The sequence below is a fragment of the Desulfurella amilsii genome, assembly GCF_002119425.1.
GTDB classification, from domain to species: Bacteria; Campylobacterota_A; Desulfurellia; order Desulfurellales; family Desulfurellaceae; genus Desulfurella; species Desulfurella amilsii.
Genome location: NZ_MDSU01000001.1, coordinates 252,829 through 272,064 on the forward strand (window position 1 = coordinate 252,829; position 19,236 = coordinate 272,064).

The 19,236-nt window shown below is 32.0% G+C and carries 11 protein-coding genes and 1 tRNA gene; 5 read left to right on the forward strand and 7 right to left on the reverse strand.

Going from position 1 to position 19,236, the window contains the following annotated elements; all coding sequences use genetic code 11:
* The first annotated feature begins 53 nt into the window (after window positions 1–53).
* The gene (locus DESAMIL20_RS01345; protein ID WP_086033082.1) at window positions 54–3,239 is read left to right on the forward strand and encodes a helicase-related protein; all 3,186 of its coding nucleotides are present in this window, start codon (window positions 54–56) and stop codon (window positions 3,237–3,239) included.
* The gene (locus DESAMIL20_RS01350; protein WP_086033083.1) at window positions 3,232–6,585 is read left to right on the forward strand and encodes an Eco57I restriction-modification methylase domain-containing protein; all 3,354 of its coding nucleotides are present in this window, start codon (window positions 3,232–3,234) and stop codon (window positions 6,583–6,585) included. The genes DESAMIL20_RS01345 and DESAMIL20_RS01350 overlap by 8 nt, the downstream gene beginning before the upstream one ends.
* 201 nt (window positions 6,586–6,786) lie before the next feature.
* Here DESAMIL20_RS01350 and DESAMIL20_RS01355 read toward each other — a convergent pair whose 3' ends face one another.
* The 7 genes from DESAMIL20_RS01355 to DESAMIL20_RS01385 form a co-directional block, all read right to left on the reverse strand.
* Complete coding sequence (locus tag DESAMIL20_RS01355) at window positions 6,787–8,415, reverse strand: hypothetical protein (RefSeq protein WP_086033084.1); 1,629 nt, start codon at window positions 8,413–8,415, stop codon at window positions 6,787–6,789.
* 487 nt (window positions 8,416–8,902) lie between these two features.
* Window positions 8,903–8,979, reverse strand: a tRNA-Pro gene (locus DESAMIL20_RS01360).
* Between the two features lie 37 nt (window positions 8,980–9,016).
* Window positions 9,017–9,760, reverse strand: a complete 744-nt coding sequence (locus DESAMIL20_RS01365; RefSeq protein ID WP_086033085.1) for an adenosylcobinamide-GDP ribazoletransferase — start codon at window positions 9,758–9,760, stop codon at window positions 9,017–9,019.
* Window positions 9,757–10,245 (reverse strand): bifunctional adenosylcobinamide kinase/adenosylcobinamide-phosphate guanylyltransferase, encoded by a 489-nt coding sequence (locus DESAMIL20_RS01370; protein ID WP_086033086.1) that lies wholly within the window; start codon window positions 10,243–10,245, stop codon window positions 9,757–9,759. Before DESAMIL20_RS01370 ends, DESAMIL20_RS01365 begins: the two co-directional genes overlap by 4 nt.
* Window positions 10,242–11,171: an adenosylcobinamide-phosphate synthase CbiB gene (cbiB, locus tag DESAMIL20_RS01375; RefSeq protein ID WP_086033087.1), complete on the reverse strand. Its 930-nt coding sequence runs from the start codon at window positions 11,169–11,171 to the stop codon at window positions 10,242–10,244. Before cbiB ends, DESAMIL20_RS01370 begins: the two co-directional genes overlap by 4 nt.
* Window positions 11,143–12,498 (reverse strand): cobyric acid synthase, encoded by a 1,356-nt coding sequence (locus DESAMIL20_RS01380; RefSeq protein WP_086033088.1) that lies wholly within the window; start codon window positions 12,496–12,498, stop codon window positions 11,143–11,145. The genes cbiB and DESAMIL20_RS01380 overlap by 29 nt, the downstream gene beginning before the upstream one ends.
* Window positions 12,495–13,457, reverse strand: a complete 963-nt coding sequence (locus DESAMIL20_RS01385; RefSeq protein ID WP_086033089.1) for a pyridoxal phosphate-dependent aminotransferase — start codon at window positions 13,455–13,457, stop codon at window positions 12,495–12,497. The genes DESAMIL20_RS01380 and DESAMIL20_RS01385 overlap by 4 nt, the downstream gene beginning before the upstream one ends.
* 211 nt (window positions 13,458–13,668) lie before the next feature.
* Between DESAMIL20_RS01385 and DESAMIL20_RS01390 the strand changes: the two genes are divergently transcribed.
* The 3 genes from DESAMIL20_RS01390 to DESAMIL20_RS01400 all read left to right on the forward strand — a co-directional run.
* Window positions 13,669–16,224 (forward strand): EAL domain-containing protein, encoded by a 2,556-nt coding sequence (locus DESAMIL20_RS01390; protein WP_086033090.1) that lies wholly within the window; start codon window positions 13,669–13,671, stop codon window positions 16,222–16,224.
* Window positions 16,221–17,894 carry a methyl-accepting chemotaxis protein gene (locus DESAMIL20_RS10740; RefSeq protein WP_086033091.1) on the forward strand — a complete coding sequence of 558 codons (1,674 nt, stop codon included), beginning with the start codon at window positions 16,221–16,223 and terminating at the stop codon, window positions 17,892–17,894. The genes DESAMIL20_RS01390 and DESAMIL20_RS10740 overlap by 4 nt, the downstream gene beginning before the upstream one ends.
* 9 nt (window positions 17,895–17,903) lie before the next feature.
* Window positions 17,904–19,236, forward strand: a 1,333-nt coding sequence (locus DESAMIL20_RS01400; RefSeq protein ID WP_086033092.1) for a methyl-accepting chemotaxis protein, incomplete at its 3' end; no start/stop codon positions are given.

Here is a 19,236-nt window from a genome sequence, read left to right on the forward strand (position 1 = left end):
TTTGTTTACAATCAACCATTTTTGTGTTAAATAATTTAAAAAAGGGGGTTTGTGTGCTCATAAATGATTTGACCTTTATAACAAACCAAAATGGCCAAAGTTTGCTTGAGCGTTTTAAAGTTTTAATAAAAGATACAGAGTTTTTTGACTGCCTTGTAGGCTATTTTTATATAAGCGGATTTTATAAATTATACGAACCACTTGAAAAAACCAAACAAATTAGAATTTTAATAGGCATTGACACAGATCAACAAACTTACGATTTAATCAAACAGTTGTATTTATCTAATGTTAAAGTAAAAGAAATATACTCAAGACAAGTAATAGATGAAATTGAGAATTCACAAGATACTCAAGAAACAGAAAACGGCATAAAGCTTTTTAAAGAGTGGCTTAAATCAGAAAAAATTCAAATAAGAGCGTATCCAGAAAAAAACCTTCATGCTAAGTTGTACATAATGACTTTTACCGAAGGTGATAGAGACAGGGGACGAATTATTACAGGATCGAGTAATTTTAGTTACTCTGGCCTTGTGGATAATCTTGAGTTTAATGTAGAGCTAAAAAATGCCAGCGATTATGAGTTTGCAAAAGAAAAGTTTAACCAACTGTGGGAAAGCGCGATTGACATAAGTGAAGACTACATAAATACCGTTATCAGAAAAACATGGCTAAGAGATGACATAACGCCTTATGAGCTGTATTTAAAATTTTTATATGAGTATTTTAAACGAGATTTAGAAGAAACAAACGAATTATACAATTTAGAGTTACCCGATGATTTTAGGGATTTTGAATACCAAAAACAAGCAGTTTTAAATGCAAAACGCATTTTGGAAGAGTACGGCGGTGTGTTTTTATCTGATGTTGTAGGACTGGGTAAGACATATATGGCTGCTATGCTTGCATCCCAGCTTGACGGAAGAACTCTTATACTTGCTTCACCTGTATTGATTGATAGCACAAACCCCGGCTCATGGCCAAATGTATTTAGGGATTTTAATTTAAAATTTGATGCAGAATCGATTGGTCAGATAAAAAATATAACAGGCAAATATAATTTAGAGAAATACAAAAACATAATAATAGACGAATCGCATAGATTTAGAACAGAAACTACCATTTCTTATGAGCATCTATCAGAAATATGTCGTGGCAAAAGGGTAATATTGGTTAGTGCAACTCCATATAACAATTCTCCAAAAGATATATTTTCTCAGATTGCCTTATTTCAAAACAAAAGAAAAAGTACTATACCAGGTTTGCCAAATTTAGAAGGTTTTTTTAATAAGTTGGAAGATAATCTTAATAAAATTAACAAGAAAGAAAATTTTCAAGAGTACATAAAAATGGTAGAAGAAAATGCCCGACAGATTAGAGAAAAAGTTTTAAAATACATCATGATAAGGCGCACAAGAAGCGAAATTGAAAAGTACTTTAAAGAGGATTTAGAAAAAAACAAGCTTAGATTTCCTCAAGTAAATGACCCTCAAGCATTGTTTTATGAATTAGACGAAAAAGAGGACAACGTCTTTGATAGCACGATTAAGCTTTTGACACAAAACATAAGCTATGCAAGATATACACCATTGTTATATTTAAAAGACCCAAAACAAGTTACACATCTTGAGCTGTCTGGCCAGAAAAATATGGGTACTTTTATGAAGGTGTTGCTTATTAAAAGGCTCGAGAGTTCTTTTTATGCTTTTAAACTTACAATCAAACGCTTTGTGGGAGCTTATAAAAAGTTTATAAAAGAGTTTTCTAAAGGCAATGTATATTTGAGCAAAAAATACTCAAATAAGATATTCGAGTACATAGAAGAAGAAAACGACGAAGCAATCCAAAGTCTTATAGATCAAGATAAAGCACAAAAGTATTCAAAAGAAGAGTTTGTAGAGGATTTTGGAAACAAACTGGCAAACGATTATAGAACGCTTTGCCAAATAAAAAGAATGTGGGACGGCATAAAAAATGATCCAAAGATTAAAAAACTTATTACTGAGCTTGCAACAAATAAAATTTTAAAGAATAAAAAGGTTATTATATTTACAGAATCACAAGAGACTGCCCGTTATTTAAAAGATAAAATAGAAGAGTCTCAAAATGACAAAGTTTTGGTTTTTAGCAGCTCATCAAGCGAAGATATAAAAAAAACCGTTATAGAAAACTTTGATGCCAAAGTAAAAAACAAAAAGGACGAATATAGGATATTGGTTTCAACGGATATTTTATCTGAAGGCGTAAATCTTCACAGATCAAATATTATAATAAACTACGATATACCGTGGAACCCTACAAAGATGATGCAGCGCGCTGGCAGAATAAACAGGATAGATACAAAATTTAGCGATTTATATGTGTTTAACTTCTTTCCTACAAGACAGTCAAACGATCAAATTCAATTGCAAGAGATAGCCCAAGCAAAAATCAATGCGTTTTTGACATTGCTTGGTGATGATGCGGCAGTATTAACCGAAGATGAGCCTATTGGTTCACATGAGCTTTTTGGCAAGCTAACATCCAAATCTACAATTACAGGCGAAGATGACCCAGAAAACAGCGAGCTTAAATATTTGAGCCTTATACAAGACATTAGAAAAAACAACACAGTTTTGTTTGAAAAAATTAAAAAATTACCTAAAAAAGCAAGAAGCGTAAAATATTGCAAGCAACAAGATTTCCTTGTTACGTATTTAAGAAAAGGCAAGATAGAAAAGTTTTACTGCGCCAAAGACAATGAATCCAATGAAATAGATTTTATTGAAACAGCAAAGCTTTTAGAAAGCACAGTAGATGAGAAAAGACCAAGTATGCCTATAAAAGATTTTTTTGATCTACTTAATTTAAATAAAGATAAATTTTCAAATGCTGTAGAAACTCAAGATGAAAACAGTTCAAAAATGGGTAGAGATAAATCAAAAGAGGTAATGAAATATTTAAAATTCATAAATTCAAAAAGGGCTTCTCTTACAGACACCCAAGAGGATTTTGTTAGAAAACTTAAAAAGAAATTAGAAGAGGGTGCAATACCAAAAGGTATTTTAAGCACAATTATAAAATCTGTAGAAATCCTTAAAAAACAAGCATCAGATCCATTAAAACTTTTAGGTAGTATTCAGCACGCCGTCCCAGAAAGGCTGCTTATGGATCACTACGCACAAAATTCTTTTGAAAATGAATCTTATAAAACTGAAGTTATTTTATCAATGTATTTTAAGAGGGGGTTAAATGAGTGAAGAATATGGTAAAAAAGATATACGAGATATGCTAGAAGATCAATTTGTTTTAGAGAAGTTTAAGAAATTTGTAAATATATTAGAGGGTTTTGATGGATCAAAAGAGTTTTCTATTCCAGCACAATATATACCTGATAGCTTTAGAAGCTATGTAAATGATTATAAACGCATAGGTCAATACGAAACAGACAAAAAAGATGAGATTATTGATGTGTTAGTTGTGACTCTAAAAAATGAGATTACGCTTGAGCGCGCAAGATCAGCTCAAAGAAATTTTATCAGGCGGTATTTAAATGGTGGCAGAGGCAACCAACTAAGGGATGCGGCACTTGTGGCTTTTATAGCTAAAGGCAGCGACAACTGGAGATTTTCATTTGTCAAAATGCAGTATAGTTTTGATGAGCGTGGAAAAATTAAAGATGATTCAACACCTGCCAAAAGGTACTCTTTTATCGTTGGAAAAAATGAGAGCAGTCACACAGCACAGTCTCGGTTTTTGCCGCTAATTTTAGAAAAAAAACCTTCGTTAGCTCAAATAGAAGAGGCATTTAATGTAGAGCGTGTAACTGATGAGTTTTTTAACAGTTACAAAGCATTATTTATAAAAACTGTAGATGAAATAGAAAATATTATAAAAATTAATCAATCAATAAAAAATGAGTTTACCAGCAAAAACATTAGCAAAGTTGATTTTGCAAAGAAGCTATTAGGTCAGATTGTTTTTCTTTATTTTTTGCAAAAAAAAGGCTGGCTTGGAGTAGAAAAAGATAAATCATGGGGATCAGGAAGCAGGGATTTTTTGAGAAACCTTTTTGAAAAAGCCAAAACTGAAAATAAGAATTTTTTTAGTGATTATTTAGAATACCTTTTCTACGATGCGCTAAACAACGAGCGTTCTCATCAGACAGATCCTTCTTATCACGAATATTTAGGTTATAGGATACCTTTTTTAAACGGTGGTTTGTTTGAACCATATAGGGATTATGATTGGAAAAATATTAATTTATTAATACCAATACCAAATGAATTATTCTCAAATCAAGACAAAGACGGCATATTGGACGTCTTTGACCTATTTAACTTTACTGTGAAAGAAGATGAACCCCTTGAAAAAGAAGTGGCCGTAGACCCAGAGCTGTTAGGTAAGATTTATGAAAATCTTAATGCCATAAGAGAAGATAACTTTGAAGAATACAAAAAGGCCGTTAAAAGTGATGAAAGCAGGTTTAACAAAAAGTATGGAGTTTATTATACGCCAAGAGAAATAGTGCATTTTATGGCTCAAAATGTTTTAGTTGAGTATTTATTTGAAAATCTAAAAGATAAATCGCAAGATTTAGAAAGCTTAAAAGAAGATTTGGAAAATTTTATTTTTCATTCTGATAAATTTAAAGAAAATGATATAAAAGCCTTAGAAAACCAAGACAAAATTGAAAAAGGTGAGCAAAAAAGCTCAAAGTATAATCCAAAAATCTCAACTTTTATACAAGAAAATGCTAGTATAATAGATAATCTTTTGGAAAATGTAAAAATAGTAGATCCAGCTGTAGGATCAGGTGCTTTTCCTATAGGACTTATGCACGAAATTGTTAAAGCAAGAGAATTTTTACTCGATTTATACCTCAAAGATTCAAAAAAAACAGCTTATGATTTCAAAAGCCACTGTATACAAAATAGCCTTTATGGTGTGGATATAGACAGCGGTGCAATAGAAATTACAAGGCTTAGATTTTGGCTATCGCTTGTGGTAGACGAAGAAGACTTAAACTCAATAAAGCCACTGCCAAACTTAGATTATAAGCTTGTAGCAGGTGATTCTCTTGGCCAAATAAATGTGGATTTATTTAGAGATTTTGACCGTTTAGAGAAGTTAACAGATGATTATCATAATGTAACCAATTTTGAGCAAAAAAAACATTTAAAACAAGAAATAGACAAAGAAATTTATGAGCTTACTGGAGGCCAAAAAGAGTTTGATTATTATGTGTATTTTTCAAAGATTATGCGAAATGGGGGTTTTGACATTGTAATGGGCAATCCGCCTTATATACAACTTCAAAAAAATCACGGGGAACTTGCAAACCTCTACGAAAGATTTAAGTATGAAGTATTTAACAGGATGGGCGATATTTATACACTGTTTTATGAAAAAGGTATAAAGATTCTAAAAAATAGCGGCCATTTATGCTTTATTACGTCTAATAAATGGATGAGAGCAGGTTATGGTGAAAAATTAAGAGGTTTTTTTATAAAATACAACCCAAAAATCCTCGTAGATTTAGGTCCTGGAGTTTTTGAAAGTGCTACAGTAGATACTAATATACTCTTAATTCAAAACTCAGAAAATAAGAACTTGCTTAAAGCTATAAGTCTAAAAAAAGAAGACAAAGACGATATAAGTAAAGCTCTAAATCAGAATGGCTTAATTTTAAGCAAATTAAGTAAAGATGCGTGGTTCATAGGTAATAATGCCGAGCAAAAACTCAAAGAAAAAATAGAGCACATAGGCAAACCATTGAAAGATTGGGACGTAAACATATACTATGGGATTAAAACCGGTTTAAATGAAGCCCTTATAATTGATAGCAAGAAACGAGAAGAAATTTTAGCGAATTGCAAAGATGAAGAAGAAAGAAAACGCACCGAAGCAATTATTAAACCCATACTGCGTGGCAGAGACATTAAACGTTACCATTACGAATGGGCAGGGCTGTGGGTGATAGGGACATTCCCTGCTTTACATCTTAATATTGATGAATATCCTGCAATTAAAGAATATTTCATCAGCTACTTTGATATTCGACAATTAGAACAATCAGGAAAGAAATACCCTGAATTAGGATTTGACGCACGTAAGAAAACAGGCAACAATTGGTTTGAAACACAAGACCAAATAGCTTATTATCCTGAGTTTGAGAAAGAAAAGCTGGTGTGGCAGGAGTTAGCACAAGGGGCTCAATTTGCTTATGATACAAATGGAGAATTTTTTATTTCAAATACTGGATATATGCTAACCGGGAATAGATTAAAATATGTTCTTGGATATTTCAATTCAAAATTAAATGAAGTTATTTATGATAAATGGTATTGTACTAAATTAGGTTCAACAGGAATACGTTGGTTGAATCAACACATATTAGAAATCCCCATTCCTCCCACCACTCACTCCAACGAGCCAATAGTAAAGCAAATAGAATCGTTAGTTGATACAATTTTAGACGCCAAAAAGCAAAACCCACCCTCAGACACAAGCCACCTGGAGCGTCAAATAGACCAATTGGTTTATCAGCTTTATAACTTAACAGAAGAAGAGATCAAAATAACGGGAGGAATACCTAATGGATAAAAATGAAGTTGATACAGCCTTTGAAATTTTACTCGAAGAGATTGAAGAAAATTTTTGATATAATAAGAAAAGATATAGAAGATGCTGCCAAATTACGTGGTTTTGATAGTACCTATAAAAGTAGCCTGTCCCCTTTTTCCCAGACATACCTATTTTAGAATCGCTTATTGAATTAGGTGGAAAAGCAAAAATGAAAGACGTCTAAAAGCTTGTAAATAATAGAATGGGTTTATTATTCGATAAGCAATAAATTTTATCAAAACAGTTATCTTTCTGATTATTTAGTGAGTTTCTTATTTGATTTACAATTTCTTTATAAAAATTTTTGTCTAAATTTTCATGTACATGTAAGTTTAAGGCAGTTCTACTTATTATTGATGGATTAAGGTAAAGCCATAGTTCATCCAACTTTAAATTTTGCTTTGTTTTATTATAATCTTTACACTTTAATATTTTCTCGTTAATTTTATCTTTCAATTGTTCAATCAACTGGTACGGACCGTTTGTGGGATCGATAAATGGTAGATTAAACTTGTCGTCATTAGTTCTTTCTCTAAATTCTTCCTCTTTTTCATATCTAGTAAGCTCCAAACCTATTTTATAGGCGTTTTCTGTTTCTAATATAAAATCAGGCTGTTCAAACTTTGATATTTTCGATGTTTTTAATTTGTACCTATCGTTTTCAAAGGAAAGAATAAAATAATACAGATAAATTGTTTCATCTATTATTCTTTTTTCTTCTTGTTTTAACAAAATAACACCAGGCAAGAGTTTATTTAAATAATCAGCAGATGCAAAAGATGCAAAAACAAAACGATAACTCTCTGTTTTATTTTTATTTAGCCAATTAGACATTTCACTAAAATGAAAGGAATTATTAATAATCTTAAGGAGTTCTTTGGTTTTTTCTTGTAAGTTTAAAGTTATGTTTTTCAGTATTTTTTCTCTAAAAAAATTTTTTTCTTCATCACATGCTTTTCCTTCAAATGAATGGACTAACTGCAGAAAATTATATATAAAATGATTTGCAAAAGGATTATCTTTATCTAAAGATTCACCTTCGAAACCACCTTTTGCAATGTTATCAATAAGTTCAAAATTTATAAAAGTTGTTTCGTTAAAAAAGCTAAAATACGGGTTTTCTTTCCATTCCCAAAAGAAATTTCTTTTATCTTTCCAATCAATTTTTTTAGAACCTATCAACGTTTCAGTAATAATCCAGGTAGCTAAAAATTTTTCCTCCTCTGTTTTATTTGTGAAATTATCCCTTGCTTTTGATATTATTTTTTCAATACAGGTACTAGTATTTATTTCTTGAACTGATAAAATAAACAAGTATATTAAAAACAAAAATTTTTCACTTGCAAGGCTATCTACATGCCTACTTAAATTGCATAAGTTACGCACGTCCTTTTGTCTCTTTTCGTCTGGTAATTTTTCTATATATTGCAATTCTCCCATATAATTAAACAATTTAAAAAGATTATTTTCATTGCCTTCTTGAATTTTTTCAAAAGTTGCAAAAAGTTCAGCAAACAATTGATCTATCCATTCTAAAGGATATTTTTCACATAAAAGTTTTAGTATTCCTTTTACTGAGTTATCAAACCCAGGATAACTAACCAGATAATTACTTGGCGACTCTTGGTAGTTACCGTTACTTTTCCAGCCCTCCCGATATTTCCAATATTCTTTATCACAATAATCAATTATCTTAATAAAATCGTTTATATTGTCTGTTATGCTATTTTTGTCTGATTTTAATATATTGTGTTTTACCTCCATATAATGGCTTCGGCACCTTAAATTGTCTTCAAGCATTTTTGACATTATTCACCTCCAATTTACAAGGGGTCTAGTGTTACTACATTAAAAGGAAAAAGGGGACAGGCTACTTTATTCTATCTTCTATTTCTTTTTTGGTCTTCCATTTCGCTTTATGGTTGATTCCAAGCCAAATACTTTTTTGATTCTTGCTTGCCATTTTTTACCTATAAAAGTAGCCTGTCCCCTTTTTCCTCGCATACCGGAGTGCTAGGGCAAGTGTGACCTTCTTTTCTTTTTGTGTTTCTTTCCCCGCCGCCGTCCGAAAAAATCGCTCTCGAGTTTCCAGCAGGCGGGCAAAAAGGAAGGGGTTGGGGGAGGAATTTTCACCACGCCCGAGCCGAAGCGAAGCGTTTCCGCCGTTTGGCATTAAGCCAAACATCAAAGCAAAACAATTTTCAATTCCTTTTAAGAAAAATTTGGCGGGCGGAAACCTAAGCGGGTTTTCAAATCATTTGAGCGATTTTTATTCAAAATAGGTTTAAGCTTTGTTTGGTCGGGGCGAGAGGATTTGAACCTCCGACACCCAGTACCCGAAACTGGTGCGCTACCAGACTGCGCTACGCCCCGCTTTTGCTCATTAAATTATGAAATTTATTGCAATGTGTCAAGACAAATATTTACCAAAGAAAATACTGGCTAAAAGCATCAAAAGCTCATTAGCTTCAATTAGAAACCCATACATATCACCATTTAAGCCGCCAAACTTTTTTGTTAATAAATAACCTAAAAACATACTAAAAAAAACACTTAAACCCAAAAATATAACGGCCAAATTATAAACAAACGTGCAAAGTATTATCATTAGTAAGCTTGCGATAGCTAAGTGATAAATTTTTAGCTCTTTTTTTGCGTTTTCAGCCATACCGTGGGAAATATAAGGAAAAAATTTTATAGAAAAAATTACACTGTAGCGGGACGATGCGGCAATTAAAATAAAAAAAAGCATATGATTTAGGTACGCAAAAGCACTAAGTTTTGTGATTAAAAACAATGTGCCAAAAATTACAGAAAATGCCCCCAAATGTGGATCTTTTAAAACGCTTAAAACTTTTTCTCTCGGTGCTTTTAAAAAAATTGCATCAAGACTATCGAATAGACCGTCTAAATGAAGTGCCCCATAAGATAGTGTATAAAACCCAAATAGCAAAATTTTTATTAACACTTGCGGGCTTTGATTTTGAAATAGTAAGTTTATGCAATAAATAATTGATCCTAATATAAACCCCACAATACCATAGCTTACACACGAAAACCCCATATAGCCTTCTTTAAAAGTGTGAGTTCTAAAAATAGGTATAGCAGTTAGCATATTCCAGGCTATAGCAAAACCGACTAAAAGTTTTTTCATTTTACTTTTAAGCTTAGACCCGCTGTGCAAAAGTACACTTCATCGCTGTTTTTTGCTACGATTTGTGATACCAGGCCATTGTAGTGGGCAAATTTTCTTGCAAGTTCATTTGCTGGTATAACACCTGCGCCTACTTCATTTATAACAAAAATCGAGTTTTCTATTTGTGATATTTTTTCTGCTTCAGTCAATATTTCATCTTCTTTGCTATTAAGAAGCATATTGCTAACCCAAAAACTTAAACAGTCAACAAGCTTGTATGCTTCTATGGGTTTTATTGTTCTATAGATCTCAAGGGGTTCTTCTATTGTAATAAATCTATTTTGGCGGTCTTTTTTGTGAATCTCAATTTTCTTTTTCATTTCTTCATCTGTTGGTATACCTGTTGCAATAAAATACGGCTTTTTTGAAGCTAATTTTAGTGTATATTCCAAAGCCAAACGTGATTTACCGCTTTTGTTGGCTCCAATAAACAACGCCTTCATTTAATCAAAAGCCTCCAATTTTCCAAAATAAAAGAAATCAAGATCACCAAAAAAATAGCTATGTCGATTTTTGTTTTTTGGTTTAGCGCGTAGAATACATCGCTTTTATCCAGTGTGCATTTGTTATAGCCCAACGTAGGCTTAAATACTGTTTTGCCAAAATAAACGCTTGGGCCCCCAAGGCATATTTCCAGTGAATACGCAAAAGCCCCAATAGGGTAGACTGCATTAAAGCTTGGATAGTGCCTTGCGAGAGAATTTATATGTTTTATATATTTTAACTTATTATTTAAGAGCAAAACCAATATAGCTGTTAGTCTTGCGGGTATGAAATTTAACACATCATCAAGGCGCGCGCTTATTTTACCAAACTTTTCATAGCGAGAGTTTCTATAGCCTACCATAGAATCAAGCGTATTAACAGCTTTGTAAACCACAATACCCCAAATGCCAAATAAAAGTAAATAAAACAGCGGCGCAATGACTGCATCATTTAAATTTTCTGCATATGTTTCGATACAGGCTTTGTATACATCTGAGTCGCTCAAGCGATCGACATCTCTAGTTACTAAGTACTTTAATTTCTGTTTTGGATTTTCTGATAGTACGACATTTTTTACTTCATTGTACAAAAGCCTATTTGCTAACAAAACACTTGCAAAGATAACCTCAAATATAAGCCAATAAGGTGCAGGCAATAATAATTTTATTAAAACTACAACGACTACAGATACGATAATAGTTAAAACAGACAAGATAAATCCCGCAAAAACACTATCCTTATAAAAATGATTTTCAAAAAATCTAATGTATTTGCCTAATAAGTAAACAGGGTGAAACTTAAATTTAATAGAGCCAAATATGTTTTCTAAAACAAACGCACACAGCGCTAAGGCACTATAGGAGTTTAAAAAGTTTATCCACATAAAAGTTCATTTTAGCGTTTTCTACAAATTGCGCAAGGTGCTTCTTGTAGGCTTTTTTGTAGTTGTAGGGGGAGTATTGTGGGTTAATTTTTTTTAGCAGGCATGTTCTTAAATCATCGTTGTATAAAGCTTCGTGCACAAATGTGCCAAAAATATTTTCATCTTCAAAATAAAGTTTATCTGTTTTGCCGTAGTGCATCTCAAAACCATTTACTTCAAAACTTCCAATTTTATATTTAGAGCGTTTTAGTATTTTGTTTGGCTCAAATCTAACATTGCCTTTTATTAAACCTAAGCCTTTTGTGTGTTTTATGTCTGACTCTATACTGTCATAAATGTTTTCAAACAGCATCTGGTACCCGCCACATAAGGCAATAATTTTTGTCTTTTTCAAAATTTTGTAGTCTTGCTTTTTGATAAGCAATAAATCTAAAACTGTTTGTCTTGAGCCAGGTAACACTACAACATCAAATAAATCTGCTTGATTTAAATTATTAAAAAAAGAAACCTCTACATTTCTATCTAAAATTAACGGTTCAATATCATAGTAGTTACTCATATATCTAAAATTATACACGCCGGCTTTTATAATGGGTTTTTTGTGCTGGATATAGTTATTTGTATTTAAATTATCTTCAAAACCTACATTGAGCTCTAAATAAGGCAACACACCAAAAATAGGTATATTAAACTCTTTTTCTATTATTTTTATGCCATCATTAAACAATTTTATATCGCCTCTAAATTTATTTATGATGACACCAGAAATCTCTAATCCAATTTTTTTTAACAATTCTTTTGTGCCAAATATACTTGCAAAAACACCACCACGCTCAATATCTGCAACAAATACAATTTTAGGTTTAAAGTTTAGCGCAATAAAAGTATTTGCTAAATCTCTATCCAAAAAATTCAACTCTGTTGGGCTTCCTGCGCCTTCTGATACAACTATGCCCTCTTGTTTTAATCTAATGTAACTATTCTCAACCGTTTTTTTAAATGTATCAATTGTATTGTAGTATTCGATTGGTGATAATTCGCCAAAAAAATTGCCGTTTTCTATAATATGCAAATGAGAATTTTTGCCAGATTTTATTAATAAAGGGTTCAAATAGCGGCTTGTTTTTAGATTAACTGATTTAGCCTGAAAGTACTGAGCAAAGGCAATTTCTGTATTGTCATCGGCTACGGTTGAGTTGTTTGAGAAATTTTGTGCTTTAAAGGGTAGGGCATTTATATTGTGCTGTTTTAAAATATTTAGCAAAAGCATTGTAATTGTAGATTTTCCTGCACTTGATGATGAGCCAAATACTGCAATATCGTTCATTTTAGAGTCTTTTTGAGTATTTTTAAGTCTTTTTTTGATTTTACTGCAAAACGCACAAAAGATTCATCTAAAAAGTCAAAGTTAGAGCAATTTCTAATTAAAATCCCAAACTCGGATAGTTTTCTTTGTAAGCTAAAAGCTGTGAGGTTTTTTAGCTTTGCAAGGTAAAAGTTTGCACAGCTTTCAAATATTGTTGTAAATAGATTGCTTTCTTTCAAAATTTCACATAGCATCTTTTTGTTTTTTTCATTGACTTGAGTTGATTTTAATGAGAATTTTGAGTCATTTAACGCTTGCAAAATGTAATTTTCGTCAAATGATGAGATATTCCAAATTGGTGTGTCAAATTTTATTTTACTAATTGTGCAGCCAACCCTTACGCCTGCACACGCATAAAACTTACTAAAAGACTTTAAGATAATCAATTTATCGTATTGAGCAATGTAGTCGATAGCGCTTTTCTTACTGCAAAAATCCAAAAAAGACTCATCAATTAAGACTGTGTTGTTTTGTTTATACCAGATTTCAAACAAGTCATCTAAGTTATAATATGTTCCATCAGGTGTAGCTGGGTTTGCAAATACCACAAGTGCATCTTTTTTTGGTAATTCGTAAATATTTTCAAACCTATTTATCATGTGGATGCGTTGCGCTCTTTTATATTCTAGGTAAATTGGTGCGTATAAAACTGCATTTTTGTAGCGTTGCAAAATATTAAATATAGCATCGCTTGCGCCGTTAAACAGCTGAATTAAGCTTGCGCTAATATTAAATTTTTTTGCGATGGCTTTTTTAAGCCTTGAGTAGTTTGGGTCAGGGTATGGACAGACGTCAATATTTAACTTTACCTTTGGTGTTACAAAATTTATATTTGAGGAAAAGTCAATAATATCGCTTGGTTTTAAATGGAGTTTTCTAGCAAAGCTATATATATTGCCTCCATGTATGAGTCTATTCATATGCTTAATACTCGCAAAGATTCAAACAAAAACACCCAACATTTATCAAACAACAGTATATTTTAATATTTGTCTGGCGTCAATATTTGATGAGTTTTATATTTTTAAATTGATATTTAATTTCAATTACATATTATAATTTAATTTATGCATAATTTCCTTTACAAATTAAAAAAATTTTAATATAAAGAAATAATAATATCGGTATTGGTTGCTCAAAAATTTATTAAGAAGGTATAAAAAGATCAATAATTACTTAAACGTTTTTGGTAGTTCTGACATATTTGGTGTGTTTGTATATCAAGAAAACGGTAAAATTGTTTATGCAAACAAAACGCTTGAAAAACTCTTAGGATATGAGCATGAAGGATTATTAAACAAAAGTTTTTTTGATTTTTTAAAAGTTGATTTTGATACTCTAAACCATATTAAAGATATTGTGCTAAAGCGCTTAAGTGGTGAGTTATTTGCAATAGAGCTAAAAGAGTATTTTTTTTGCAATAAACATGGGATAAAAATACCTGTTTCAATTTTTGCATACACTGTGGATTTTGAAGGAAAACCATCAGGGTTAATATTGGTATTTGATAAATCCAAAGAAAAATCATACGAAAAACTATTTTTTGCACTAAGTCAAATAAATCAGCTAACTATTAGACAAAATAATGAGAATGATTTACTAAAAGCGGTTTGCGATGTGTTGGTGGATAAAGTTTCGTATAGTGCGTGCGTACTTGGTGTTGTAAAGAATAAAAAATTCAAAGCTATTTATAAGAGGGCAAAAAATTACATAGATGAGAGCAGTATAGATTTTGATTTGGAAGTTAAGCCGCAAAATGTTTGTAACTGCTCTGTGTCGAAAGCCTATTTTTCAAAAAAAATTAGCTTAATACAAAATGTTAGTCAAACGTTAAACTGCGAAGGAGATTTTTTTTCAAAGTTTAATGTTCGATCAACATGCGCAATACCTATCCTAAAAAATGCTAAAGTGAGCTACATTATTTTAATCGTGGATACGCTGCCAGATACTTTTGATGATAAATTTTTGCACTTGCTCAATGAAATTCAAGAAGATTTAATATTTGCGCTAAATAAAATCGAAAAAGACAGATTTTCTTTGCTAACATTTTCAGCACTTAACCAAAGTAATGAACTTGTAGTTATTTGTGATAGTAATTTTAGGATAATTTTTGTAAACGAAGGTAATTATCTCTCAAGCGATGCTTTTAAGGTTTTGATTGGCAAAGAAATTGCATATTTATTTGATAAAGAGCAATTTAAAATTATAAAAAGCAGTTTTTACAATACTTTAAAAAAAGGTGAGGCTTTTTTGGGATTACTAAAATACGACCTTAAAGAAGGTTCAAAAGAATTTTACACAAGCATTTATTCTTTTGTGGATAGTGGCAGAATTACACATTATATATTAATTGCAAAAGAAGTTTCACAAAAAGAAGAGCTAAAAGACAAACTTTATAAATTAATGCACTTTGATGAGGCAACAGGGTTTATAAACCTTAATACTTTTATTTATACTTGTGAGCTTTTTTTCCAAAAAGTTTTGGAACATAGCCAAATAAGCTCAATTATGGTGATAAATCCCATACAGTTTAAAAACATAAACCATGCCTTTGGCTATGAAATGGGCAATAAAATACTACAAGAGATTGCCTTGCGCTTAAAACAAAATATTAGACTCAGCAATGTAATTGCAAAGCTTGAGTCTGATAGATTTGGTATTTTAATAAAAGATTTAAAAACACCAGAAGATGTTTTAGTAATAACAGTAAAGCTTTTAAACGAGCTATCAAAACCATATATGGTCGAAAGTCATAAAATATTACTCTCATTTAATATAGGCCTCAGCTTTTTTCCTAATGATTCTAAAAACGCAAAGGATTTATTAAATAAAGCTCAAGTGGCGCTTGTAGATGCACGGCAAAAAGGCGAAAATCAAGCAGGATTCTTTAGAAAAGATATAGAGACAAAGTCTTCACAAAAATTAAAACTAAAAGCAGAATTAGAACTTGCGGTGTTGAATAAAAAATTTATACCGTTTTATCAGCCATATGTTGATAAAGATAAAAACATTGTTGGGGCAGAAGCTCTTTTAAGGTGGAACAAAAATGGTAAAATTTTGTTGCCCGGCAAGTTTTTATCGATATTAGAAGATACTTCTTTGATTGTTGATGTAGAAAGTATGGTTTTAAACCAAGTTTTAGGCGATTTTAAAACTATAAAGTCTTACTGTAAACATTTAGTGCCTATATCAGTTAACCTTTCGATCCAAAGTCTGATGCAAAAACATTTAGCACAAAGTCTTGTTTCTAATTTAAAGTATTTCGGTATTAATGAGCCGTTTTTAAGAATTGAAATTATTGAGAGGTCATTCTTCAATGATTTTAACTATATAAGAAGGCTTATTGACGAATTAAGGCAAAGTAGTGTTCATTTTGCGATAGACGATTTTGGGACGGGATACTCATCTTTATCTTATCTTACAAAACTAAATGTTGAGTTTCTAAAGATCGATATTTCGTTTGTTAGAGGACTTTCAAATACTCAAACAAAAAACATAACTAAATCTATTATCTACCTAGCACACAGCTTAAATTTGAAAACAATAGCAGAAGGTGTAGAATCGATGGAGCAATTTGAGATACTAAAAAATATGGACTGCGATTATTTCCAGGGCTACTTGTTTTACAAGCCACTGCCAAAAGAAGAATTCTTTGAGATAATAAAATGTAAAGGGGGCGTTTTATGATTAATAGACTTGTTATTTTTACTATTGTAACATTTTTATTGTATTTTGCGGGTGGAGCGATTGGGTATTTATTTTTTAGAACATTTGTAAATCAATATTTTATGTATACGTTTAGTGCTGCTACAACACTGTTTGTTTTGGTTAATTTTTGGTATTACTATAAAATTGTCATCGGCCCTATTGTAAAAACAAACAAAGAATACACTAAACTGTTAGAAATCCAAAGGCATGACTTAACAAAACAATATGATTTACCTGGCTTTATTGAGGCAGTTAAGATTTTTCTAAACGATATGATTGGCTTTTCAAGAAATGTTTTCAATGAACTTATACTTAATGCAACAAAAACTTCCGTTTTTAACGCTAAATTCAACTTTGAGCTTAAAAATATAACACACCATATGAATGAAACTAAAGACAACCTAGAAGCAATAAACAAAACTATGAACGATTCTACAAAAGCCATAGGCGACATATCGCATAACATGGAAAATTTTGTCAGATTTATGGAAGAAGTAAATGTTATAAGTGAACAAACAATTAAAACAACGCAAAACATAAGCAATGCATCTCAAAATTCAATTGAAGTGTTAAACGAAAACAAGCAGTCTATGGAGAGTTTGCATGCTCAAATAGATGATATTTTATCTATAGTAAATATTATTAACGACATAGCAAACCAAACAAACCTTCTTGCTTTGAATGCAGCCATTGAAGCGGCCCGTGCAGGTGAGCACGGCAGAGGCTTTGCTGTAGTTGCAGATGAGATTAGAAAGCTTGCAGAGCAAACACAAAAACAATCAAAAGAGATAGAAAAGACTATTAATTCAGTAGCCGATGATTTTAATCGCTTAGCAGATGGTAACAAAGTAATACATGAGGCAGTTGAGCTTAATATACAGTCTGTAAAAGAGATGCTCCAATCATTTGAGACTTTAGCAGGAAAAATCAACCAGGCAAACAATATGATTAACACAATTACGGCCTCTATAGAAGAACAGTCAAGCTCGCAAGAAGAAGTAGCACAAACGGTGGGCTATTTAGCAAATTCTGTTAAAGAAATATCCACTAGCTTGGATGCTATTAGTGTTAAGAGTTTAGATTTAAGCAAAATGTCATTGCAAGCCGCTGATATCCTCAAAAAAGTCAAAGTGGGAAATTACCTTGAGAAAGTTGTTGATTTAGCAAATCAAGGTGCAAAGGAAATGAAAGAGTTTCTTGAAGATTCGATTAAAAAGGGTTTGATTTCTTCTGCTGAGTTGTGGGATAGAAACTATGTGACTATTCCCAATACAAACCCCCAAAAATACCGCACACAATTCACAGACTTTTTCAAACAATACATACAGCCCATTGAAGATAATTATTTAAGCATGGACCCAAATTTTAGGTTTTTTTTGCTAACGGATAATAATGGCTACTTAATACACAATTCAATCTACGACAAACCATTAACGGGTAATTACGAAAAAGACCTTGTAGGGAATCGTTCTATGAGAATATTTAACGATCCAGTGGGTTTGGCCGTTGCAAGAAATACGGATAGTTTAATTATTCAGGTATATCCAAGAGATACAGGAGAGGTAATGGCTGATGTAGGCGTGCCTGTGTTTATTGAAGGCAAACATTGGGGTGGAATAAGAATTGGTCTAGCTGTGGAGAATATTTAGGAGGCTAAAATGAGTGTAAAAAGACTATTGACATTTTCAAATGGGTTTTATCTTTTAAGTGCTATAGTGCTTTTGGCTATTGTATCTTACTTAGGTTATAATCTAAACAATTCTATTAAACAAACTGATGTTTCGCAAAAGCTTGTTTACAATTTAAATGAGATTTTAGTTTCGAGCTTGCAGAAAAACGGCTCATTAAACAGCATTTTGATTTACCCTCAAAACGAGAAAGCCAAGAAAAATTTTAATCAAGCGCAAGAAAATATGAATAAAGCTTTTAACGAAGTACTAAGCATCTCAAACGAGAGCCAAAAAAAAGAATTATTAAAACTCCAAAGCTACTTAAAATCAGATAGCGAACTTGAAAAAAAAATAATTGAAACAGTATCAAATAATTTAGGAGAAGATACTATAAATGCTTTAATGCAGCAAAAAATTATTGCATGGAAAGATGCGTATTTGTTACTTCAAAAAATCATCGATCAAGAAAATTATAACTACAACAATGAAAAAAGCGCTATGCAAAAATTAATAATTGCTACTGTGGCACTTGTTGCTGTAGCCATGATATTGACAATAATTATTGTATCCATTGTCTGGGTAATACTTTATAAAAGGATTTTCATCCCCCTAAAGCATATAAACTCCACTGTCTCCACACTTGCCAAAGGCGGAGGTGATTTAACTATTGTACTGCCCAAGCAGTCAAATGATGAGTTTGGTGAGCTCACAGACCACTTAAACAAATTTATCTCTACGCTTAAAGGTATAGTGCAAGAGGTACTATCAAAAGCCACAGAGGTTCAATCTTCCACAAACTCACTTGCATCATCTGCAGCTCAAATCTCTGCATCCAGTGAGCAGGTCTCATCAAACACAAAAGAGATATCACATGCAACAGAAGATACAGCAAACGCCCTATCTGGCATAGCCCGCTCTACAGAAGACATAAGAGTATCTTCCGATGAAGCAAAAGAGATTACAGACAAGATGGTAAAAGAAATCCAGCTCAATGTAGAAGCAATCCGAGAGCTATCCAATTCTATCTCAAAAGCAAGTCTTGATGTAAATGACCTTGGAGAAGCTTCAAAGAAAGTAGGAGACATTCTAAAGATAATAAACGATATAACAGATCAGATAAACCTCCTTGCATTGAACGCTGCCATTGAAGCGGCCCGTGCAGGTGAGCACGGCAGAGGCTTTGCAGTAGTTGCAGATGAGATAAGAAAGCTTGCAGAAAAAACACAAAAAGCTACAGACGAAGTGGCAGCAATCATAAAATCCATACAGGAAAAAACTTCAAAAGTAGTAAGCGTTATGAACCAAACCCAATCAGATACAC

What these genes read in the sequence shown, in the direction of transcription:
- DESAMIL20_RS01385 (WP_086033089.1), bottom strand. Translation starts at nt 13,457, where the DNA reads ATGAATAGACTCATACATGGAGGCAATATATATAGCTTTGCTAGAAAA.
- DESAMIL20_RS01370 (WP_086033086.1), bottom strand. Translation starts at nt 10,245, where the DNA reads ATGAAGGCGTTGTTTATTGGAGCCAACAAAAGCGGTAAATCACGTTTG.
- DESAMIL20_RS10740 (WP_086033091.1), top strand. Translation starts at nt 16,221, where the DNA reads ATGATTAATAGACTTGTTATTTTTACTATTGTAACATTTTTATTGTAT.
- DESAMIL20_RS01350 (WP_086033083.1), top strand. Translation starts at nt 3,232, where the DNA reads ATGAGTGAAGAATATGGTAAAAAAGATATACGAGATATGCTAGAAGAT.
- DESAMIL20_RS01380 (WP_086033088.1), bottom strand. Translation starts at nt 12,498, where the DNA reads ATGAACGATATTGCAGTATTTGGCTCATCATCAAGTGCAGGAAAATCT.
- DESAMIL20_RS01365 (WP_086033085.1), bottom strand. Translation starts at nt 9,760, where the DNA reads ATGAAAAAACTTTTAGTCGGTTTTGCTATAGCCTGGAATATGCTAACT.
- DESAMIL20_RS01355 (WP_086033084.1), bottom strand. Translation starts at nt 8,415, where the DNA reads ATGTCAAAAATGCTTGAAGACAATTTAAGGTGCCGAAGCCATTATATG.
- cbiB (WP_086033087.1), bottom strand. Translation starts at nt 11,171, where the DNA reads ATGTGGATAAACTTTTTAAACTCCTATAGTGCCTTAGCGCTGTGTGCG.